This is a genomic window from Streptomyces sp. NPDC090994 (assembly GCF_044768905.1).
In the GTDB taxonomy this organism is placed as follows: Bacteria; Actinomycetota; Actinomycetes; order Streptomycetales; family Streptomycetaceae; genus Streptomyces.
The window spans coordinates 308,471-329,054 of record NZ_JBIVWS010000007.1 but is presented as its reverse complement, the minus strand read 5'-3'; the positions used below and the strand labels follow the sequence as shown (position 1 = coordinate 329,054).

Below are 20,584 nucleotides of genomic sequence, written 5' to 3'. Positions count from 1 at the left end.
GCGCCGCCCGGCCTCGGTGACAGGGCTCCCGCGGTGTCTCGGTGACCGGGCCCGCGCTACCCCGCCAGCCAGGCCAGCGCGCCCACCGTCAGCGCCCGCACACCGGTGTCGAGGGTGGGCTGCGGGACCGGGGCGAACCTCGGGCTGTGGTTGGAGGGGACGTCCTGCCGGAGGGTGCCCCGCTGCTCGGCCCGGGCATACGCCTGCGGCGCGATGCCGCCGATGCCCCAGTAGGTGTACGGGACGCCGAACGCCGCCGGGATCTCGCTCAGGTCCTCGCTGGCCGTCTGGAGTTCGACCGTGTGCAGGGCGTCGCCGAAATGGTCCGCGAAGGCACGGGTGACGGTCCCGGTCACACCGGCGTCGTTGACCGTCGGCGGGAACGACCGCAGGTGCTCGATCTCCGGCTCCTTCGGCGCCCCGGACGCCTGCGCCTCCGCGCGCACGATCCGCTCGATCGCGGCCAGCACCTGCTCGCGCACGGCCTCGTCGTACGTGCGCACGTTGAGCTGGAGGACGGCGTGGTCGGGGATGATGTTCGGCCCGGTGCCGGCCTGGATGCTGCCCACGGTGACGACGACGGGCGTGGTCGCGCCGGTCTCGCGGGAGACCACCGTCTGGAGCCGGATCACACACATCGCCGCCATGACCACGGGGTCGACCCCGGTCTGCGGGGCCGAGCCGTGCGCGCCCCGCCCGTGCAGGGTGATCCGCAGGTTGTCGGCGGCGGAGAGGAAGGAGCCGGGGCGCGTGCCGACGTATCCGGCCGGGTACGGCAGTACGTGCTGGGCGAGGACCACGTCCGGCCGCGGCACCTTCTCCGTCAGACCGTCGTCGAGCATGGCCCGGGCGCCGTCGCCGTTCTCCTCCGAGGGCTGGAACAGCACGACCAGGGTGCCCCGCCAGGTGCCCTCCGGCGCCGCCGCCATCAGCCGGGCGAACCCGGCCATGCAGGCCACGTGCACATCGTGCCCGCAGGCGTGCATCACCGGCCGGTCCCGGCCCTCCGCGTCCTCCGCCGTGACCGTCGACGCGTACGGCAGACCGGTCGCCTCCCGCACCGGCAGGGCGTCCATGTCCGCGCGCAGCAGCACCGTGGGACCGGTGCCCCGCGTCAGTACGCCGGTCACGCCGGTCCCGCCCAGCCCCTCCGTCACCTCGTAACCGCAGCCGCGCAGCACCTCGGCCGCCTTCCCGGCGGTGCGGTGCTCCCGGAAGCCCAGCTCGGGGTGGGCGTGGAGGTCGCGGTACAGGTCCTCCACGTCGGACCGGATGTCGTTCAGCCCGGACAACACGGCCTGCGCTGCCGTCTCGACGGTCATGGCGATGCCTCCCACTCGGTTGATCTTCAGGCGCCAGCGAAACACCCCGGGGGCAGTGCCGCAATCGACCGCCGGGCGCTACCGGACCGGCGGCGGCCCGCTGCTGCGCCGCACCACCAGCTCGGCCGGGACCGGTGTGCCCGACGGCGCCGGCGCGGCGCCGTCGATCCGGTCGAGGAGCAGCCGCAGCGACCGGGTGCCGAGTTCGGCGAAGTCGGTGCGCACCGTGGTCAGCGGGGGCAGGAAGTGGGCCGCCTCCGGAATGTCGTCGTAGCCGACCACGCTGACCTCGCCGGGGACGGGCCGCCCGGCCTCGTGCAGGGCGTGCAGGACGCCCAGCGCCATCTGGTCGTTGGAGACGAACACCGCCGTCGCCCCCGCCCGCCGCGCCAGCCGCCGGCCCAGTTCGTACCCGGCGTCCGCGCTCCAGTCGCCGACGAGCGGCTCGGGCACCTCGGCCCCGGCCTCCTCCAGGGCACCCCGCCAGGCGGCCAGCCGCAGATCGGCCGAGGTCCAGCCGGCCGGGCCCGCGATGTGGTGGACGGTGCGGTGGCCGAGGAAGAGCAGGTGCCCGGTGGCCTTGCGGGCCCCGCTGCCGGAATCGCCGACGACCGCCGGGGTGTCGTCCAGCACCACCAGGGGCGAGGTCAGAGCGGTGTCCGCGAGGGCCCGGCCCACCCACCGCTGCGGCGCGATGGCGATCACCCCGTCCGCGCCCTCGGCCGACAGCCGGTCCACGGCCTCGACCACCGTGTCCCGGTCGGCCGTGTCCAGGGCGATGGAGCTGACCAGGTAACCGGCCTTCTGCGCCGCCGTGTCGATCGCGGCCAGGATGGCGGCGGGGCCGTAGCGCGCGGCGTCGAACGAGATGACGCCCAGCATCCGGGTCCGTCCGCTGGCCAGGGACCGCGCGCTGCGGCTGGGGCGGTACCCGAGCGCCCGCATGGCCTCCCGCACCGCCTCGCGGGTCTCGGGGCGGACGGCGGGATGGTCGTTGAGCACCCGGGAGACGGTCTGTTTGGAGACGCCCGCGCGGCGTGCCACGTCGTCCATCACGGGACGCGCCCCGGCGAAGCCCCGCCGGCTGCGCCGCGCGGGGCCCTCGGGTGCGCTCGGGCTCATGACGGGTCCGTTCCTCCGCGTCGGCAGACGGCGGTACGGCGGACCCGTCCCGCCCGGCAGAAGCACAGCATAGGCCGGGCGGGACAGGCGGCGACACGGGCCGGACCCGGTCCCGGACCCAGGGTCGGACCCGGATCTGACCCGGGCGGGACAGGCGGCGACACGGGCCGGACCCGGTCCCGGACCAGGGCCGAACCGAACCCGGATCTGACCCGGTCGGACCCGGGGCGGACCCGGACTGACCCGGTCGGACCCGGACTGACCCGGTCGGACCGGGGCGGACCCGGATCTGACCCGGTCGGACCGGGGCCTACCCGGGTCAGACCTTGTCCGGCCCGAGGTCGGGGGCGTCCGTGAGCAGGGCACGTCCGGCGACACCGCCGTGCAGTTCCAGCAGGACCAGGTCGTTGGCCCCCGGGCGCAGCACCGGCGCGGGGACGTACAGCGTGCACTGCGGGCCCCGGTTCCAGTAGCGGCCGAGGGCGAAGCCGTTGACCCACGCCTGCCCCTTGGTCCAGCCGGGCAGCGCCAGGAAGGCGTCGGCGGGCACCGTCACCTCGAACGTGCCGTGGTGGTAGGCCGGGGCGGCGGCCGGTCCGGTCCCGGACGCCGTGAACGCCTCCGGGCCGGGCACCCCGTGCGGCAGCGGACGGCACTCCCAGCCGCGCAGCACCGTCCCGTCGAAGGAGACCGGCCCGAGGAGACCCTTGGGGTCCCCGATGTGCGGCCCGTAGTTGACCCCGCCCAGGTTCTCCACCAGGACGTCCAGCGTGGCGCCGGGGCGGGGCACGCGCACCGGCAGCGTCTCCTCGCCGCGCTCGCGCTCCAGCACGCCCGCCGGGGCGCCGTCGACGAAGACCTGGGCCCGGTCGCCGACCCCGCCCTCGAAGCGCAGCAGCCCGTCACCGGCGGCGGGCACGGTGGTGCGGTACAGGGCCAGGCCGGACGCCTGCCCCAGCTCGTGCATCGCCAGCGGATCGTCACCGCACGCCGCCGCTCCCGACGCCACGGCGTACGGCAGCAGCGGCGCCCGCCGGTCCAGCTCCACCGGCGTCGGCGGCAGTTTGGGGCCCGCGGCCGGGACGGGTCCGTCCGGCACCGGGGCGTGGCGGGCGATGACCTCGCGGAAGGCGTGGTACTTCGGCCCGGGGTCGCCGCACTCGGTGAGCGGGGCGTCGTAGTCGTACGAGGTGACGGTGGGGGCGTAGGCGTGGTGGTGGTTGGCGCCGTTGGTGAGGCCGAAGTTGGTGCCGCCGTGGAACATGTACAGGTTTACCGAGGCGCCCGCCGCCAGCAGCCGGTCCAGGTCGGCGGCGGCGTCGGCCGCGTCCCGCACGTGGTGCGGCCCACCCCAGTGGTCGAACCAGCCGATCCAGAACTCGGCGCACATCAGCGGCCCTTCGCCCCGGTGGGCGCGGAGCGTGCCGAGCGACTCCTCGATGCGGCTGCCGAAGGTGCCGGTGGCGAGCACGCCCGGCAGGCTCCCGGCGGCCAGGTGCGCCGGGTCGGCCTGGTCGCAGGTGAACAGCAACTCCTCGACACCGCGCGCCCGCAGTCCCTCGGCGAGGTGCTTCAGGTACGCGGTGTCGTCGCCGTACGCCCCGTACTCGTTCTCCACCTGTACGGCGATGACGGGGCCGCCCGACGCGGCGAGGTGCGGCAGCAGCGGGGGCAGCAGCAGGTCGAGGTAGCGGTCGACGGCGGCGGTGAACCGGGGGTCGCCGCTGCGCAGCCGGATGCCCCGGTCCGCGGTGAGCCACCCGGGCAGCCCGCCCCCGTCCCACTCGGCGCAGATGTACGGGCCGGGCCGCAGCAGCACCCGCAGCCCCTCCTCGCCGGCCAGCCGCAGGAAGCGCGGCAGGTCGAGGATGCCGTCGAGGTCGAGCGGACCGGCGGGGTCCGGCTGGTGGAGGTTCCACGGGACGTAGGTCTCCACCGTGTTGAGCCCCATCAGGCGGGCCTTGCGCAGCCGGTCGGCCCACTGCCGCGGATGGACCCGGAAGTAGTGCAGCGCACCGGAGATGATGCGGAACGGCTCGCCGTGGAGCAGGAATCCGTCGGAGGTCGTCGTCAGGGCGGGCATACGGGGGTTCCCTTCGAGGGGGCGGGGCGCCGCGCGGGACCGAGAGCGTGTTACCGGTAACATGACACCCGTCGACCGGGCCCGGGGTCAACCCCCGCGCTGGTCCCCGGCGGCCGGCTCGCTCCTCGGCGGCCGGCGCCCGAGGGGCGTCCCGGACAGGATTGCCGCCGCCCCGACCGGGTACGCGAGGCGGGACCGCGCCCGTGCCGCTCACCACGAGGACGGGCGGCACACCGCCGCTATCAGGGAACCGCCATGGAGACTCCTGCGAACGACAACACCGCGACCCCCGCGCAGCGGGCGCTGGACACCCTCGCCGAGAACACCGCGGACACGGCGGCGCTCGACACGCTGGCGGGCAGCGAGGTGCTCGTCCCGGTGCCGGACGACGCGAGCGACGAGGACGCCACCGGCGCGACCTCGCTGGCGCTGCCGGTGCTGGAACAGTCGGGCGGCGGGCAGGTGGTGCCCGTCTTCACCTCGGAGCTGGAGATGGCCGGCCTGCTGCCGTTCGTCTCCCGGTACCGCCTGGTGCCGCTCGGCGCCCTGGCCGCGCAGTGGCCGGCCGACGACCTGTCCCTGTCCATCGACGCCGGCTCCGAGCACCGGCTCACCCTCACCTCGGACGGCGTCCGCACCCTGCTGGCGCGCCCCTGACCGAGCCCTACCGGGCGTCGTCGCCCAGCGTCCGGGCCAGCACCGCCCGCTGCAACGGCAGCGTCTCGGCGTGCAGGTCGCGGCCCTCGGGGGTCAGCGCCACCCACACGCCGCGCCGGTCCTCCAGGCAGACGGTGCGCCGCACCAGGCCGTCCCGCTCCAGCCGGGCGATCAGCCGGGACAGCGCGCTCTGGCTGAGATGGACCCGGCCGACGAGGTTCTGCACCCGGCAGTGGTCCCCCTCCTCGTGCACGGTGGCGGCGAGGAGGTCGAGCACCTCGAAGTCGCTCGCGCCGAGGCCGTAGGGGTGCAGGACCCGGTCGATCTCACAGGACGTGCGCGCGTGCACCGAGAGGATCTCCCGCCACCGGTCCTCCAGCCGCACGCCGGCCGTCTTCGCTGCCATATCCGCATGGTAGTACCGGGCCGGGCCCGCACCCGAAGGGCCGGAGCCGCCCACCGGCGGACCCGTCGCCGACATCACGGTCCGGCAAGGGGCGGTGGCGACCGGCCGGCCCGGCCTCGGCGCGGCCCGCGTTACGCTGGTCACCGGCCGCGCCCGCTCCCGCGCGGCGCGGCGGAGGGGCCCGCCGTATCCGAACCGCGGCACAGGCGCCGCCAACGGTCCCTGCTTGCGCACGACGGCATCCAGGCCGGCGAGTAGGAAGACGCACCCCCTCATGGCCACCCCCTCATGACCGAGCCCGAGAGCGCCGCCGCGCCTCCCGCCACCCCACCCCGGCCCGTCCGGAGCCAGCTGCCCGTGCTCGCCGCCGTGGCGCTCGGCGGAGGCGCCGGAGCCGCCGCCCGCTACGCGGCCGCCCTGGGCTGGCCGGCCGGGGCCGGTGGCTTTCCCTGGGCCGTCTTCTGGGTCAACGTGGCCGGCTGCGCCGTGATCGGCGTGTTCATGACCGTCACCGACGTGTGGCCCGTCCACCGCCTGCTGCGGCCCTTCTTCGGCACCGGGGTGCTCGGCGGCTTCACCACCTTCTCGACGTTCACCGTCGACTTCCGGCAGCTGGCCGGGACCGGGCACCTCCCCGTCGCCCTGGCCTACCTCGCCGCCACCCCGCTCGCGGCGCTCACCGCGGTCTGGCTCGCCGCCTCGGCCACCCGCCGGGTCCTGACGGTGACGGGCGGGCGGTCCTCGTGAACTGGCTGCTCGTCGTCGTGGGCGCCATGGTGGGCGCCCCGCTCCGCTACCTCACCGACCGCACGGTGCGCGCCCGGTACGGCTCGTCCCTGCCCTGGGGCACCTTCCTGGTCAACGTCGCCGGCTCGCTGGTCCTCGGCCTGCTCACCGGCGCGGCCCTCACGGGCGCGGCGGGCCCCCGCCTCCAGCTGCTGCTCGGCACCGGCCTGTGCGGGGCCCTCACCACGTACTCGACCTTCTCGTACGAGACGCTGCGGCTGGCGGAGGCCGGGGACAACCGGCACGCCGTCGGCAATGTGCTGCTCAGCGTGGCGGCCGGCGTCGGCGCGGCGTTCGCGGGCGTGGCCCTGGGCCGGGTCCTCTGGGGCTGAGCCCGCTCCCGCCGGTCACCGGGCGGCGCGCAGCGGCTCCCCGACGGCGCGCATGTGCCGCAGCGCCTCCCGGTGCGAGGCGAGCAGCCCCGTCTGGTGGTAGGGGACGCCCAGTTCGGCGCAGTACCGCTCGGTGATGTGCTGCGCCCGGGCCAGGGCGGGCGTCGGCATGCTGGGGAACAGGTGGTGCTCGATCTGGTAGTTGAGGCCGCCCATCAGCGCGTCGATGAACGCTCCGCCCCGGACATTGCGGGAGGTGAGCACCTGACGGCGCAGGAAGTCCAGGCGCGTGCCCTCCTCGATCATCGGCATGCCCTTGTGGTTGGGCGCGAAGACCGAGCCCAGGTAGATCCCGAACAGGCCCTGGTGGACGGCGATGAAGACGAGCGCCTTGCCGGGGGAGAGGACCGTGAACAGCCCGCCGAAGTACAGCGCGAAGTGCGCGACCAGCAGCGTGCCCTCCAGCACCGGCCGCTTCATGGACGGACCGCGCAGCGCCTTGAAGCTGTTGAAACTCAGGTTGAGGCCTTCGAGGGTCAGCAGCGGGAAGAACAGCGCGGCCTGGTGCTTCCCGACGAACCGCGCGATCCCCTCGGCCTGCCGCGCCTGCCGCCGGCTCCAGACCAGGATGTCGGGGGAGACGTCCGGGTCCTTCTCCTCGTGGTTGGGATTGGCGTGATGGCGCGTGTGCTTGTTCATCCACCAGCCGTAGCTCATGCCGAGCAGCAGGTCGGCGGTGAGCAGACCGCCGATCTCGCTGGGGCGCCGGCGGGAGAACACCTGGCGGTGGGCGAGGTCGTGGGCGGCCAGTCCGAGCTGGCCGAAGACGACGGCCAGGGCGACGGCGACGCCCACCTGCCCCCAGCTGTCACCCAGCGCCAGGAACGCCGCCACGCACCCCGCGAGCGCGGCTCCCACCGCACCGAAACGCACCGTGTAGTACAGCGGGCGCCGCCGCAGCAGTCCCGCCTCGGTGATACGGCGGGAGAGTTCGGCGAAATCGCTGCCCCTTTCCCGGTCCCGCGCGGGCCGGCGTATGGACGTGTTGTCTGTGCGCACCGTCGTGGGCGCCGTCGGATCGACCATGTACTTCAGTATGTGAACGGCCGTGCGGCAGCAGAATGATGTTGGCCCCCGAGCCCGGACGGTGCTCACCCCCGGGCGGGGGTGGGGCTGACCCCACCACCGGCGGCACCGCGGCCACCGGGGCGGGATCGCCCGGCGGTCACCCGCAGTCCCCCGGGCGGAGGGCGGCGCGTCGATTCCCGGCCACCCCGCGCCGACATGCTGCCCGCGTGCTGCCCGTCGTCCTCTCCGCCGACCTCCGCCGCTGCCGGTTACTCGGCCTGGCCGGTACCGCCGCCCTCGCGACGGGCGGTGAGACGGCCGGTGCCCTGCCCGTGCGCGAGCTGCTCGCCCCCGCCTCCGGCGGCGCCGCCCTCGGCCTGGTCGCCGTCTACTTCGGCATCGTCCTGCTGATCGCGGCCTGGGCCCTGCTCGGACGTCTGGTGAGCGGCCCCGAGCCGCCGGCGCCGCGCGCCCTGCTGCTGGTCCTGGCGCTCTGGTCGGCACCGCTGCTGCTCGCCCCGCCGCTGTTCAGCCGGGACGTCTACAGCTACCTCGCGCAGGGCGCCATGGCCGACGCGGGCATCGACGTCTACACCCACGGCCCGGCCCGCCTCGGCGGACCGCTCGCCGACGAGGTCGCGCCGCTGTGGCAGCACACCAGCGCCCCGTACGGGCCGGTGTTCATCGGCGTCTCCGCCCTCCTGTCCGCCCTGACCCGCGGCGAACTCCAGGCGGGCGTCGCCGGGATGCGGCTGGTCGCGCTGGCCGGCGTCGCGCTGATGGCGCTCGCCCTGGCCCGGCTCGCCCGGCACAGCGGCGCCGACCCGGCCGCCGCGCTGTGGCTCGGCGCGCTCAACCCGCTGGTCCTGCTCCACCTGGTGGCCGGCGCCCACAACGACGCCGTCATGCTCGGGCTGCTCGGCGCCGGCCTGGTCGCCGCGCTGGGCCGGTGGCCCGCCGCCGGGGCCGCGCTGGTCACCCTGGCCGCCCTGGTCAAGGCGCCCGCCGCGCTGGGGCTCGCCGCCGTCGTCGTCCTCCAGATCCGCGCGGGCCGCCGCCCGGCGCGCGCCCTGCTGACGACCGCCCTCACGGCCGCGGCCACCACCGTCGCCGCCACCGCCGTGACCGGTACCGGATACGGCTGGACCGCCGCCCTCGACACCCCCGTCTCGACCGGCAACTGGGCCCTGACGACCCTCCTCGGCGGCGCCACCCGCGACCTCCTGGCGGGCGTCGGCAGCAGCCTCGCCCACCTGGCCGTCCCCGCCTGGCACACCCTCGGCCTGGCGTGTGCCGCCGTCGCCGTCCTCCTGGTCTGGCTCCGGCTGCGGCACCGCCCGGTGTACGCCGTCGGTCTCAGCCTCGCCGTCGTCGCCGCCCTCGGCCCGGCGATCCGCCCGTGGTACGCCCTGTGGGGCCTCTACCTGATCGCCGCCGCCGCGCCCGCCCCCGTACGGCACCGCGCGGCGGCCGTGGCCGGGGTGCTGGCCCTGGCCACCCTGCCCGGCGGCGGAGCGGCGGACGCGGGCCAGCTGGCCCTGGCCGTGTGCGGCGGCGTCCTCGCCGCGGTCGTGCTGTGGCAGGCCCACCAGTTCCGGCAGGCCCGGCCGGCCCCGGCGCTGGACCCGGTCGGATGAGGCAGCCGTCCACCGACCGCGGCCGGCTGGCCCTGGTCCTGGCCCTGGCCGCCGCCGTGACCGTCTTCACCGCGACGGTGCCCCTGCTGCGCGACTGGTTCGACCTGCGCGTCTACCACGGCACCGTGGACAGCTGGATCCACCACGGCGGCCGGATCTACGACTACCGGGTGCCCGGCACGGCGTACGGCTTCACCTACCCGCCGTTCGCGGCCCTCGCCATGCTGCCGATGGCGCTGCTCGGCCTGTCCGCCGCGGTCGTCGTCTGCCTGCTGCTGGACCTGATCGCCCTCACGGCGGTGCTGCGCGTCCTGGCGGACGGCGCCCGGCGGCGGCCGGGTGTCTACGGCTGGGCCCTGACCGTCTGCCTGCTCGCCCTGTTCGAGCCGCTGCGCGACACCGTCAGCTTCGGCCAGGTCAACCTGATCCTGCTGGCCCTCGTGCTCGCCGACGGATGGCTGCTGGCCACCGGGCGCGTTCGGTGGGCGGGCGTCGGCATCGGCCTCGCCGCGGCCGTCAAGCTCACCCCCGCGCTCTTCATCGGCCTGCTGCTGCTCGCCCGGCGCCGGCGGGCGGCCGGGGTCGCGACGGCCGTGGCCGCCGGGGCGACCGCGCTGGCCGCCTGGGCGGTGCCGGACGCCTCCCGCTTCTACTGGACCCACGCGATGTGGGACACCACCCGCGTCGGCCGCCTCGACTACGTCTCCAACCAGTCCCTCCAAGGGGTGCTGGCCAGACTCGGCGAACCGGACCGGGCGGTGTGGGCGGCGGCGGTGCTGCTGGTCCTCGGCGTATGGGCGTGGCGGACCCGGCGGGCCCTGGCCGCGGCGGACTGGACGGCGGCCTTCGCCCTGACCGGACTGGCCGCGTGCCTGGTCAGCCCGGTCACCTGGGTGCACCACCTGGTGTGGCTGCTGCCGTCCTTCGCGGTGCTGCTGCGCACCGGCCACCCGCGCGTCGCGGGCGCCCTGTACGCGGTGCTGTGCACCAGCGTGGTGTGGCTGTGGACCGACGACGCCTCGGGCGTGGCCGGCTTCCTCGGCGGCAACGCCTACGTCTGGATCACCCTCGGCCTGCTGCTGGCGCTGCCGGCCGGTCACTCCTCGTCCGGACGGCCCGGCACCCGCCGCAGCACCAGCGCCACCGCGCCCGCGCCGAACCCGGCCGCGGCCGTGACCGCCCCGGTCTCCGCCCAGCCCGGCCCGTCCCCGGCCGGAGCCGCCACCGCGACGGGTTCGGCCGACGGCTCCGGTCCCGGCCGCGACCGTGCGCGGGGGGCGTCCAGCGAGCCCACCGGATCGACCCGCCCGGCCGACGCGAACCCCCAGTCCAGCAGCGAGCGCGCCTCCTCGTACACGGCGAAGGCGCCGCCTTCCTGAGGGTTCATCACCGTCACCAGCAGGGTCCGTCCGTCCCGCCGGGCGGCGGCGACGAGGGTGTGCCCGGCGCCGCTGGTGTAGCCGTTCTTGACGCCGACCAGCCCCGGGTACGCGGCGACCCCGTCCGCGCCGGTCAGCAGCCGGTTGGTGTTCTCGATCGGGTACACGTCCCCGCCGCCGCCCGGGAAGAGGGCCGCGGCCCGGGCGCAGTACCGGGCGAACTCCGGGTTGCGCAGCCCCGCCCGGCCGAACAGCGTCAGGTCGAAGGCGGACGAGACCTGGCCCGGCGCGTCATAGCCGTCGGGCGAGCGCACCTCCGTGTCGCGGGCGCCCAGCGCGCGGGCCTTGGCCTGCATCCGGGCGGCAGCCTCGCGCCAGCCGCCGCTGAGCGCGGCCAGCACGTGCACGGCGTCGTTGCCGGAGTTGAGGAACACCCCGTTCCACAGGTCGGCGACCCGGTAGGTACGCCCTTCGGCGACCCCGACGAGGCTGCTGCCCGGGCCGACCCGGGCCAGTTCCTCGGGACGCACCTCGTGGCGGATGCCGCCCGGCAGCACCGGCAGCACCGTGAGGGCGAACAGCGTCTTCAAGGTGGAGGCGGGCGGCAGCCTGCGGTGGGCGTCGTGCGCGGCCAGCACCTCGCCGCTGCCGGCGTCGGCCACCACCCAGGACAGACCGGAGACATCGGGGAGTTCCGGCGCCCCGGGGCGCGGGCGGACCTGGGTGCCGGAGCGGTACAGCAGGCCCGGCTGCGGTGTTACCGCCCGGGGTCCGGCGGCCGGGCCGGGGTCCGGCGGCCGGGTGCGGACCGCCGCCGCGGCGGGCGCCAGGGCCAGCAGCCCCAACGCGCACAGTGCGCATCCGGACAGGGCCAGCCGGGATGAGAATCCGATAGTCATACCGCAAACGTAGGAAGGGGATCGCCCGGCGCCACGCTGTCAGGGCCGAGTGGCCGGGGACGGGCACCCGGATGCCGCACGGGCCGCACGGGCCGCACAGGCGGTACGGGCCGCGAGGTGAGGAGGGGGCGGACCGTCAGCCGGTGGCGGGCAGCGTCGGCTGGACGCGGCGCAGGAAGGCGGCGTTGTCCGGCGTCTCGCGCAGGCGCTCGATGAGCGTCTCCAGGCCGCCGTGTCCGTCCCGCGAACGCAGCGCCCGCCGCAGCCCCGCCACGGCCGTCAACTCGGCCGGGGACAGCAGCAGTTCCTCCCGCCGGGTGCCCGAGCCGTCGATGTCCACGGCCGGGAAGAGACGGCGGGAGGCCGGCTCGCGGCTCAGCCGCAGTTCCATGTTGCCGGTGCTCTTGAGCTCCTCGAAGAAGAACTCGTCGGCCCGGGAACCGGTCTCCACCAGCGCGGTGGCGAGGATGGTGAGCGAGCCGCCCTCCTCGGCCTGCCGGGCGGCGCCGAAGAAGCGCTTGGGCCCGGTCAGCGAGCCCGCGTCGACACCGCCGCTGAGGGTGCGCCCGCCCGGACCGGCGGCGTTGTTGTGCGCCCGGCACAGCCGGGTCAGCGAGTCGAGCAGGACGACGACGTCCTCACCGGCCTCGACCAGCCGCTTGGCCCGTTCGATCACCAGCTCGGCCAGGGCGATGTGCTGCTTGGGCGTCCGGTCGAAGGTCGAGGCGTAGACCTCGCCGCGCACCGAGCGCCGCATGTCGGTGACCTCCTCGGGCCGCTCGTCGAGCAGCAGGACCATCAGCCGGCACTCGGGGTGGTTGCCGGTCACGGCGGCCGCGATCTGCTGGAGGAGTACGGTCTTGCCGGTCTTCGGCGGGGCCACGAGCAGACCGCGCTGCCCCTTCCCGACCGGCGCCAGCAGGTCCAGGACGCGTCCGGCGAGACCCGCCGCCGGGTGTTCGAGGCGCAGCCGCTGGTGCGGGTGGAGCGGCGTCAGATCGGCGAAGTTGCGGCGCGCGGCCGGCCGTTGCGGGGTGCGGCCGTTGATCCGGACGATGTCGGTCAGGGTGCGCCGGTCGCCGCGTACGCCTTCGACGAGATCGCCCTTGCGCAGGCCGTACCGGCGGATCAGCGCGGTGGGGAGCTGCACGTCCGCGGGGGTGGGCAGCAGACCGGCGGTGCGCAGGTGGCCCTTGCCGCCCGCGTCCAGGTCGAGGACGCCGCTGACGGTCTCGGCCGGGGCCTGCTGGACGGGAGGGTGTTCGATCGTGGTGGTCATGAGGGGTCCCTTCGAGGACGGTGAACGAGACGAGCGCGTGGGGAGGGGGGAGAGGCCGTGCGGGCCGGGCCCAGGGGGCATGCCTGCGGACGGCGGGAAACAGCACCTTGGCGACGACGGGAGGACCCGCTCGCGGGGTGGTGTGGAAAAGCCGATGCTCCGAACGGAACGGACGGGAGGTCTCGGCGAACCGAGAGAAGAACGGCACCGGCGCCTCGCAAGAAAGGGAGGCGTGCACGTGTGCTGAGTACACCGTACCACTACCGGCGAGGCACCGCTAGGCTGACCGGATGTCCCGCCCCGAGGCTCCCACCCTGCGTGAACTCGCCGTCCAGGCACTGTCGTCGGTCGAGCACGGCTACGACCTGCTGGCCCCGAAGTTCGACCACACCCCGTACCGCACCCCACCACGGGTGCTCGACGCCGTGGCCTCCGCGCTGCTGCCGCTGGGCCCCTTCGAGGCGGGGCTGGACCTGTGCTGCGGCACCGGCGCGGGCATGGACGTCCTGGCCCGCCTGTGCCGCGGGAGCGCCACGGGCGTCGACTTCAGCGCGGGCATGCTGGACGTGGCCCGGCGGCCGGTCCGCCCCGCCGGGCCGACGGTCTCCTGGGTCCGCGCCGACGCCCGCGCCCTGCCGTTCACCGAGGCGTTCGACCTGGTGGTGAGCTTCGGCGCGTTCGGCCACTTCCTGCCCCGGGAACTGCCGGGACTGTTCGACCAGGTGTACTCCGCGCTGCGGCCGGGCGGCCGCTTCGCCTTCCCGCTCGGAGCGCCGCCGCGGCCGGGCTCCCGGGCCTACTGGGCGCTGCTCGGCTTCGACGCGGCGATGCGGGTGCGCAACGCCGTGTGGCGGCCGCCGTTCGTGATGTACTACCGGACCTTCCGGCTCGGCGACGTGCGCCGGGAACTGGTCCGGGCCGGGTTCCAGGTCGACCTGCGGCCCCTGCCCGGCTTCGGGCGGCGGCCCGACGGCGCTCCGCGCGCCCGCCTGGTCACCGCCCGCAGACCCTGACGCCGGTCAGAGCCGGCCGCTCAGCCAGCGCACCTTGGCGGCCTCCTGGAAGGGGCCGCCGCCCTCGTGGTCGTTGAACTCGTAGACCTCGATGTCCTTGTCCTCGTGGGCCCAGGCGTTGAAGGCCGCGAACACCGTCGAGGGCGGGCAGGTCATGTCCTCCAGCGCCGCCGAGAACAGCGCGGGGGCCCGGCCGCGGGCCGCGAAGTGCACCCCGTCGAAGTAGGACAGCGTCCGCCGGACGTCCTGGGCGCGGCCCCGGTGCGTCTTCAGGTACAGGCCGATCTCCCGGTAGGGGTGCCGGTCGGTGAGCGTGGTCGCGCGCGGGAAGTCGCACAGGAACGGCACGTCGGGCGCGACCGCCGTCAGGTCCGGCACCAGGCCGCCCACGGCCACGGTGATGCCGCCGCCCTGGCTGGCGCCGAGGACGGCGGTGCGCGCGGCGTCGGTCAGCGGGTGCGAGCGGGCCGCCTCGACGGCGCGCACCGCGTCCGTGTACACCCGGCGGTAGTAGTAGTTCTCCGGCGCGTCGATGCCCTTGGTCATGAACCCCGGGTACGCGGGGGCGCCGCCGACGGGATCGGCCGTACCGCCTCCGCCGCCCCAGCCGCTGCCCTGGCCGCGGGTGTCCATCACGAAGTGCGCCCGGCCGCTGGCGGCCCACAGCAGGTGCTCGTGCGGCAGGCCGCGTCCGCCGCCGTAGCCGATGTACTCGACGACCAGCGGCAGCGGCTCCTCGGCTTCGGCCGGCAGGTTCAGCCAGCCCTTCACCGGGTGGCCGCCGAACCCGGCGAACGTCACGTCGTACGTCCGTACCCTGGTCAGCCCCGTGTCGACCTGCTCGAAGCGGGCGTCCAGGTCGTGCTCGCGGGACTCCTGGAGCGTCTTGCTCCAGAACGCGTCGAAGTCCTCCGGCTCGGGTGCCGCGCTGCGGTAGTCGCGTAGTTCGTCGAGCGGAAGGTCGAACAGGGCCATCGAGAACCGCCTTTGGGTGAGGGACGGCGCCGGACCGTCCGGATGATCACACCGTACGTGAGTGATCGGATGACTCGCCAGATCCTGGCCGGAAACGACCGTGGTCGACGCCGCGCCCGGAGGGCTGGTATCAGGCGTCACCGCTGTTCACGCGTATTCTGCGGGGCTCCGACGTGACGGGAGGAAGACCTCGGTGGGGAAGGTGATCGGATCAGGCGTCGCGGTGCGACCACTGAGGTTCGGCGCGGGCCCAGGCGCGGTCCCACTCCGCCAGCCGGTGCCGCAGCGCCACCCGGCGTACCGCGCAGTGCCCGAGGAGCACCACCGCCGCCGAGCCCGCCGTGGCGCACGCGCCCATGGTGACCGCGTGCCGCCAGACCGTGGCCCCGCCGGATGGCGGCGGCACGCTCCGGCCCCGCGCGTCGAGCCACACGGTCACGGTCTCGCCGTGCCGGGTCTCGGCCGGCAGCCGCGCAGAGGTGGTCCGCGGTGCCTCGCCCGGCTCGCTCCAGCGCACGGTGGCCCGGTAGGAGTGCTGCCCGCCGGACTGCACCGACGGCAGCGTCTCGGGGGTCGTGCCGACCACCTCCGCCCGGACCTGCCGGCGCTCGGCCCGCTGCTCGGCGGCGACCGCCCGCGCCTGGCCGTGCGCCCACCACGCCGTGGCCGCTCCCAGCGCCGGGGCTCCCACCAGCAGCAGTACGGCCACGACCAGGACCGTCCACGCCTCGATCACGTCCGACCGGCGCCGCAGCGGATTGCGTCGCCAGCGCCAGCCGCGCACCCGGGTTCGCATCTCGTCCTCCTCGCCGTCACCGCGGCCGGAGGGCCGGACGGCCGGCCGCACGGCTTCCCGGGCCGCCGGTCCCTCGGCGTCCCGCCCGCGTACGGGTACCCGCACGGTTCTGGTACCCCGTCCGGCCGGTCCCGTGCACCGCGCCGCCCGCCACGCCGGACGGCCGCTCCGCGCCGCCGCTCAGGTGCCCAGCCGCGGGACCGGAAAACGCGGCCGGAGGCCCGGGCGGCGCTTTTCGGGGGCCGGCTCAGCCGAAGCGCTCGATACGGATCCGGTCGACCGGCTGCCCGGACGCCACCAGCAGCCGCGAGGCGTGCTCGGCGAAGGAGTTGGACCCGCACACGTACGCCTCCCAGCCACCGGCCGGCCGCTCGGCCAGCAGCGGCGCCAGGTGCGCGGTCGTCAGCCGGCCCACGGGCGTCCCCCGCGGCGCGGACCGGGTGAACACCCGCGTCGTCTTCGCGCCGTACTCCCGCGCGTAGAGCAGGTCCTCGGGACTGCGCGCGGACACCACCAGCCGCAGCGGCACCGACAGGTTCCGCGCCCGGTGGTGGCGCACCATCGACATCAGCGGCACGACGCCGGAACCGGCGCCGATCAGCAGCGCGGGCCGGTCGCCCGGCCAGGCGAAGAACCCGCTCAGCGGTCCCCGCACCGCCACCTGGTCACCGGGCCGGGCCACCGTGTGGAACCAGCCGGAGACCTCGCCGTCCGCGACCCGGTCCAGGGTCAGCTCGATGTGCCCGGAACCGTCCGGCGCCGACGCCAGCGAGTAGTGGCGCTGGGCCGTGTACCCGTCCTCGGCGGTGAGCCGCAGCAGCAGGTGCTGGCCGGGCAGGTGACCGGCCCAGCCGGGCACCGCGAACCGGAACGTGGCCGCGCGCGGCGTCTCCCGGCGGATCTCGGTGAGCGTGGCGGTCTGCCAGCGGGCCGCGACCTGCTCGTCCACGGCGATCCGCCCGGGCACGGCGAACCGCGTGCGCGGCACGGGGGAGACGGCCTGCTCAGTCACCGGAGTACCTCTGTTCCTGCCACGGGTTGCCGCGCGCGTGGTAGCCGTTGCCCTCCCAGAAGCCCGGCTCCTCGTGGTCGAGCAGCTCCAGGCCCGCGACCCACTTCACGCTCTTCCAGAAGTACAGGTGGGGCACGATCAGCCGGGCCGGCCCGCCGTGCTCGGGGGCGAGCGGCCGGCCGTCGGCCGACCAGACGATCCAGGCGCGCCCGCCGGTCAGGTCGGCGAGCGGCAGGTTCGCCGTGTAGCCGGTGTGCGCGTAGGCCACGGCGTGCGTGGCGGACGGCAGCGGACCGGCCGCCGCCAGGAAGGAGTCCAGGGACACGCCCTCGAACCGCATCCCGAACTTCGACCAGCCCGTCACACAGTGGATGTCGCCCTCGTACGCCGCCCCGGGCAGCTCATGGGCCTGCTCCCAGCTCCAGGAGCGGGACTCGGCCACCAGTCCGCCGACGCGGAAGGACCAGTCGGCGGCGGCCAGGTCGGGGGTGACCTCGGCGGACAGCACGGGCCAGTCGTCGCGCGCGTCGTACTGGCCGGGCGGCAGCCCCGGACGGACGGCGCGCGGGCGTCCGGTGAAGCCTCGGGTGATGTTCATGCGGTGGTGCCTTTCGGGCCGCCGGGGGCGGCGGCGTGCGAACCGTACGGAAGTCCTCCACAGTACGGGCCCGGGGCGGGGGACTACGCGTCCGGCCCGGGACGCCGGTGGGGCGCGGGCCACGCGTTGTACCGCGCCAGGTAGCGGGCGAACCGTACGAGGTCCTCCTCCGGCCAGTCCGCGAGACGTTCCCGGAACGCCGTACGGCGGCTCTCCGTGACCTGGGCCAGGATGCGCCGGCCCGCCTCCGTCAGGTGCAGGACCTGCACCCGGGCGTCGTCGGGGTCCGGGCGCCGCTCGACGAGGCCGGTCCGTTCCAGGGCGGCCACCTGGCGGCTGACGGTGGACTTGTCCAGCGCGTAGTGCGCGGCCAGGTCCGTGGCCCGGCAGCCGTCCCGCTCCTCCAGGTGCCCGAGCAGGGTGTACGACACCAGCGACAGCTCGGGATGCATCCGGCCCGCCGAGGAGCGGGCCCGCCGGGCGAAGGCCGTCAGCTCCCGGTGGATGATCTCCTCGGCTTCGCTCGCCCCGGAAGCGGGGCTCGTCTCGCCGGGCCTGTCGGGTGCTGTCACGGGACCTCCTCCACTTACTTGGTTGCATCATACAACCTGATATGGGGTGCCGGTGGGGTAGTGTGACCGACGGCCGCGGACCGTCCCGGCCGTCGTGGACCGAGGAGGTGGGACCCATCACCGCTGTGTCGGCGCGGGCGTTCTCCTCTCTCGGCAGCCGGGTCACCCCCGGCAGGTGACCGCGAGAGCGCCCTTCGGTACCCGAAAGGCTTCTCGTCCTTCATGTCCTCACCGTCTTCTCCTTCGCCTTCCTCTTCCGCCCTTCATCCCTCCCGTGACCGGATCGTGGCCGCGCTGCGCGCCGCGGGCTGTGTCTTCGCCGAGGACGAGGCGGAGCTGATCCTCTCCGCCGCCCGCACCCCCGACGGGATCAGCGCCCTGGTGGACCTCCGTGTCACCGGTCTTCCGCTCGAACTCGTCGTCGGCTGGGCCGAGTTCCGCGGCCTGCGGATAGCCGTGGAACCCGGTGTCTTCGTCCCCCGGCGCCGCACCGAGTTCCTCGTCGGCCAGGCCCTGGCGCACGCCCCGGACGCCTCCGTCGTCGTCGACCTGTGCTGCGGCTCGGGCGCGGTCGGCGCCGCCCTGGCCGCCGGGCTCGACGCCCCCGAGGTGCACGCCGCCGACATCGACCCGGCCGCGGTGCGCTGCGCCCGCCGCAACCTCGCCGCGGCCGGCGGCCGGGTGTACGCCGGTGACCTGTTCGAGGCGCTGCCCGCCGCGCTGCGGGGCCGCGTCGACCTCCTCGCGGCCAACGTGCCGTACGTCCCTACCGCGGAGGTCCCCCTGCTGCCCGCCGAGGCCCGCGACCACGAGCCCGCGCTCGCCCTGGACGGCGGCGCCGACGGGCTCGACGTGCTGCGCCGGGTCGCCGAGGGTGCCGGGCGCTGGCTCGCCCCCGGCGGCTGCCTCCTGGCCGAGACGAGCGAACGCCAGGCCCCCGCCGCCCTCGACGTCCTCACCCGCGCCGGTCTGACGGCCCGGCTGGCGGTGTCGGAGGAGCTGTACGCCCATGTGGTGATGGGGGTGCGGGGCTAGCGACGCACGGCTCACGCGGGCGGCAGGGGCGGCAGGGGCGGCGGTAGGGGCGGGGCAGGGGTGACCGGGGCGGGGGTTGGTCTGTACATGACCTGCCGGGTCACGCCACACTGTGCGCCGGACACGTCCCTCCCGCCCTTCCGCCCCCACCGAGGAGCCGACCCATGCCCCTTGACGTCCGGCAACGTTGTCAGGCGGTCCTCTCCGGGATCGCCGCCTGCGCCCTCGCGGCCGTCCTCGCCGCCGCCCCGCCCGCCGCCGCCGACGCGTCGACCACCGCCGCCGACACCTGGACCGAGGTGGGCTCCGACCGTGCCGACCCGCTGACCGAGAGCCAGGGGCTGGCCTCCGTCGAGGTCCCGGCGAACAGCCCGAACCGCTACACGGGCATCGGCACCATCCCGCTCGGCCTCTCCGCCCGGGGCTGGAACCACGTCGGCGACCCCGACGCCTCCTACGACGGCCACTACATCGAGCCGTACCAGCGCGACGACGGGGCCGCGAAGATGTTCCGGGTGCAGGCGCCCGACGGGACCTGGGCGGAGTACACCCACGCGCTCGGCTCCGGCGAGGCGCTGAACAACTCCTGGGCCGCGATCTCCCCCGACGGCCAGTGGATGCTGTCCGGCGAGTGGGGCACCATGAGCCGGCTGCTGGTCTTCCCGACCCCGGGCGTCAACCCCGCCACCTCGCCCTCCGCGAACCTCCCGCAGGCCGCCACCGTGCGCCTCGACCGCCCCGTGCGCGACGTCCAGGGCTGCGACTTCGTCACCGCCACCCGCCTGCTGTGCTCCTCCGACGACCCGGAAGGCGCCCTCTTCGGCATCACCAAGCCGCTCCTCCAGATCGACCTGTCGGCCGCCCCGAGCGGCACCGCCGACGTCACCGGCCAGGTCACCGCCCTGAGGCAGCTGCCGCTGCGCAGCGCCTGCTCGGGCACCTTCGAGGCGGAGGGCATCGACTACGACCGCCGCACCGGCACCCTGCGCGTGATCGTCGTCTCCCCGGGCTTCTGCGTGCTGACCGACAGCAAGACGTACCGCTTCACCCGCGGCTGAGCCGCGCCGCCCGCCACCCCGGACGGCGCGCGGTAGTGCTCCGCCCGGGGTGGTGCTTTTCTTGGTGAGTGGGGGGGAGCGCGGCCCGAGAGGAGCGATCACCATGGACGCCGAGCGAACCCACCCGGAATCCGTCTCGGTGGAGCTGAGCGGATGCAGCAAGGAAGACGCCCGGACCGTCTTCGACACCCTGTGCGCGTGCTTCACGTCCGACCGGTGCGCGGACGACGTCCCCCGGGACTGCCACGAGGTGCGGCCCACCGTGTGGCTCGGGACCTTCGAGGTCTCCGAGGGCCGGCACGGCACCTACGGCCCGTCCCGGCTGGCCGCCCCGGTCGACGCCGACGTGCAGGGCGGCTACTGGGCGATCGACCGGTTCCGCACCACCCTGGACTCCCTGTTCACCGTGCGGGACCTGTGCACGGCCTCCGGGGACCAGGAGCGGGAGCTGCACGTCCGGCTGGAGAACCGCCGCTGACCGGCGGGCCCCCTGTGCGCGACGCCACCTTATGCAACTAGTTGCAAAAGGTGGTGGCCGTCCTCTACAACAGAGGC

General features: G+C 75.2%; 20 protein-coding genes and 1 pseudogene. 9 read left to right on the top strand and 12 right to left on the bottom strand.

Translation table 11 applies throughout. The features are described 5' to 3' along the window. Positions 1 to 56 precede the first annotated feature (56 nt). From ACIQR3_RS18525 to ACIQR3_RS18515, 3 genes are all read right to left on the bottom strand, one after another. Positions 57 to 1,322, bottom strand: coding sequence for an amidohydrolase (locus tag ACIQR3_RS18525; protein WP_403539936.1), 1,266 nt, complete (start codon positions 1,320 to 1,322; stop codon positions 57 to 59). Positions 1,323 to 1,400: 78 nt separating this feature from the next. Continuing rightward, positions 1,401 to 2,444 (bottom strand): LacI family DNA-binding transcriptional regulator, encoded by a 1,044-nt coding sequence (locus ACIQR3_RS18520; RefSeq protein ID WP_403539934.1) that lies wholly within the window; start codon positions 2,442 to 2,444, stop codon positions 1,401 to 1,403. Between the two features lie 319 nt (positions 2,445 to 2,763). After that, positions 2,764 to 4,527 carry a beta-galactosidase family protein gene (locus ACIQR3_RS18515; protein WP_403539932.1) on the bottom strand — a complete coding sequence of 588 codons (1,764 nt, stop codon included), beginning with the start codon at positions 4,525 to 4,527 and terminating at the stop codon, positions 2,764 to 2,766. 255 nt (positions 4,528 to 4,782) lie between these two features. On the opposite strand from ACIQR3_RS18515, the gene ACIQR3_RS18510 reads away from it, so the two are divergent. Beyond that, positions 4,783 to 5,184, top strand: coding sequence for an SseB family protein (locus tag ACIQR3_RS18510; protein WP_403539929.1), 402 nt, complete (start codon positions 4,783 to 4,785; stop codon positions 5,182 to 5,184). A gap of 7 nt (positions 5,185 to 5,191) precedes the next feature. Here the strand turns inward: ACIQR3_RS18510 and ACIQR3_RS18505 are convergent, their stop codons facing one another. After that, positions 5,192 to 5,590: a MarR family winged helix-turn-helix transcriptional regulator gene (locus ACIQR3_RS18505; RefSeq protein WP_403539926.1), complete on the bottom strand. Its 399-nt coding sequence runs from the start codon at positions 5,588 to 5,590 to the stop codon at positions 5,192 to 5,194. Between the two features lie 288 nt (positions 5,591 to 5,878). Between ACIQR3_RS18505 and ACIQR3_RS18500 the strand changes: the two genes are divergently transcribed. Both ACIQR3_RS18500 and crcB read left to right on the top strand, forming a co-directional pair. Beyond that, complete coding sequence (locus tag ACIQR3_RS18500; RefSeq protein ID WP_403539923.1) at positions 5,879 to 6,337, top strand: CrcB family protein; 459 nt, start codon at positions 5,879 to 5,881, stop codon at positions 6,335 to 6,337. Next, positions 6,334 to 6,708: a fluoride efflux transporter CrcB gene (crcB, locus tag ACIQR3_RS18495; protein WP_403539921.1), complete on the top strand. Its 375-nt coding sequence runs from the start codon at positions 6,334 to 6,336 to the stop codon at positions 6,706 to 6,708. Before ACIQR3_RS18500 ends, crcB begins: the two co-directional genes overlap by 4 nt. Before the next feature lie 15 nt (positions 6,709 to 6,723). Here crcB and ACIQR3_RS18490 read toward each other — a convergent pair whose 3' ends face one another. Continuing rightward, a complete protein-coding gene (locus tag ACIQR3_RS18490; RefSeq protein ID WP_403539917.1) occupies positions 6,724 to 7,794 on the bottom strand; it encodes a fatty acid desaturase family protein in 1,071 nt (356 codons plus the stop codon). Between the two features lie 209 nt (positions 7,795 to 8,003). On the opposite strand from ACIQR3_RS18490, the gene mptB reads away from it, so the two are divergent. Both mptB and ACIQR3_RS18480 read left to right on the top strand, forming a co-directional pair. Then, positions 8,004 to 9,413 (top strand): polyprenol phosphomannose-dependent alpha 1,6 mannosyltransferase MptB, encoded by a 1,410-nt coding sequence (gene mptB / locus ACIQR3_RS18485; RefSeq protein ID WP_403539915.1) that lies wholly within the window; start codon positions 8,004 to 8,006, stop codon positions 9,411 to 9,413. Beyond that, complete coding sequence (locus ACIQR3_RS18480; protein WP_403539913.1) at positions 9,410 to 10,792, top strand: glycosyltransferase family 87 protein; 1,383 nt, start codon at positions 9,410 to 9,412, stop codon at positions 10,790 to 10,792. Before mptB ends, ACIQR3_RS18480 begins: the two co-directional genes overlap by 4 nt. A gap of 59 nt (positions 10,793 to 10,851) precedes the next feature. On the opposite strand, the pseudogene ACIQR3_RS18475 reads toward ACIQR3_RS18480, so the two are convergent. Together ACIQR3_RS18475 and rho are read right to left on the bottom strand one after the other, a co-directional pair. Next, a pseudogene (locus ACIQR3_RS18475) lies at positions 10,852 to 11,691 on the bottom strand (D-alanyl-D-alanine carboxypeptidase family protein); the annotation flags it as partial. Positions 11,692 to 11,827: 136 nt separating this feature from the next. Then, complete coding sequence (rho, locus tag ACIQR3_RS18470; protein ID WP_403539910.1) at positions 11,828 to 12,970, bottom strand: transcription termination factor Rho; 1,143 nt, start codon at positions 12,968 to 12,970, stop codon at positions 11,828 to 11,830. A gap of 290 nt (positions 12,971 to 13,260) precedes the next feature. On the opposite strand from rho, the gene ACIQR3_RS18465 reads away from it, so the two are divergent. Then, positions 13,261 to 13,983 carry a class I SAM-dependent methyltransferase gene (locus ACIQR3_RS18465; RefSeq protein WP_403539909.1) on the top strand — a complete coding sequence of 241 codons (723 nt, stop codon included), beginning with the start codon at positions 13,261 to 13,263 and terminating at the stop codon, positions 13,981 to 13,983. 6 nt (positions 13,984 to 13,989) lie between these two features. Here the strand turns inward: ACIQR3_RS18465 and ACIQR3_RS18460 are convergent, their stop codons facing one another. The 5 genes from ACIQR3_RS18460 to ACIQR3_RS18440 all read right to left on the bottom strand — a co-directional run bounded on the left by ACIQR3_RS18460 (position 13,990) and on the right by ACIQR3_RS18440 (position 17,936). Next, positions 13,990 to 14,958 carry an acetylxylan esterase gene (locus ACIQR3_RS18460; protein WP_403539907.1) on the bottom strand — a complete coding sequence of 323 codons (969 nt, stop codon included), beginning with the start codon at positions 14,956 to 14,958 and terminating at the stop codon, positions 13,990 to 13,992. A gap of 211 nt (positions 14,959 to 15,169) precedes the next feature. Then, positions 15,170 to 15,754 carry a hypothetical protein gene (locus ACIQR3_RS18455; RefSeq protein ID WP_403540068.1) on the bottom strand — a complete coding sequence of 195 codons (585 nt, stop codon included), beginning with the start codon at positions 15,752 to 15,754 and terminating at the stop codon, positions 15,170 to 15,172. A gap of 247 nt (positions 15,755 to 16,001) precedes the next feature. After that, positions 16,002 to 16,766, bottom strand: a complete 765-nt coding sequence (locus ACIQR3_RS18450; protein WP_403539905.1) for a ferredoxin reductase — start codon at positions 16,764 to 16,766, stop codon at positions 16,002 to 16,004. Continuing rightward, positions 16,759 to 17,364: a sulfite oxidase-like oxidoreductase gene (locus ACIQR3_RS18445; protein WP_403539902.1), complete on the bottom strand. Its 606-nt coding sequence runs from the start codon at positions 17,362 to 17,364 to the stop codon at positions 16,759 to 16,761. Before ACIQR3_RS18445 ends, ACIQR3_RS18450 begins: the two co-directional genes overlap by 8 nt. A gap of 83 nt (positions 17,365 to 17,447) precedes the next feature. Further along, the gene (locus ACIQR3_RS18440; protein WP_403539900.1) at positions 17,448 to 17,936 is read right to left on the bottom strand and encodes a MarR family winged helix-turn-helix transcriptional regulator; all 489 of its coding nucleotides are present in this window, start codon (positions 17,934 to 17,936) and stop codon (positions 17,448 to 17,450) included. A 222-nt stretch (positions 17,937 to 18,158) separates the two neighbouring features. Here ACIQR3_RS18440 and ACIQR3_RS18435 point away from each other — a divergent pair, with 222 nt between their 5' ends. The 3 genes from ACIQR3_RS18435 to ACIQR3_RS18425 all read left to right on the top strand — a co-directional run bounded on the left by ACIQR3_RS18435 (position 18,159) and on the right by ACIQR3_RS18425 (position 20,507). Beyond that, positions 18,159 to 18,971: a putative protein N(5)-glutamine methyltransferase gene (locus ACIQR3_RS18435; RefSeq protein ID WP_403539897.1), complete on the top strand. Its 813-nt coding sequence runs from the start codon at positions 18,159 to 18,161 to the stop codon at positions 18,969 to 18,971. 164 nt (positions 18,972 to 19,135) lie between these two features. Further along, positions 19,136 to 20,029: a hypothetical protein gene (locus tag ACIQR3_RS18430; RefSeq protein ID WP_403539895.1), complete on the top strand. Its 894-nt coding sequence runs from the start codon at positions 19,136 to 19,138 to the stop codon at positions 20,027 to 20,029. 103 nt (positions 20,030 to 20,132) lie between these two features. Further along, positions 20,133 to 20,507, top strand: a complete 375-nt coding sequence (locus ACIQR3_RS18425) for a hypothetical protein (protein WP_403539894.1) — start codon at positions 20,133 to 20,135, stop codon at positions 20,505 to 20,507. The last annotated feature ends 77 nt before the right edge of the window (positions 20,508 to 20,584 follow it).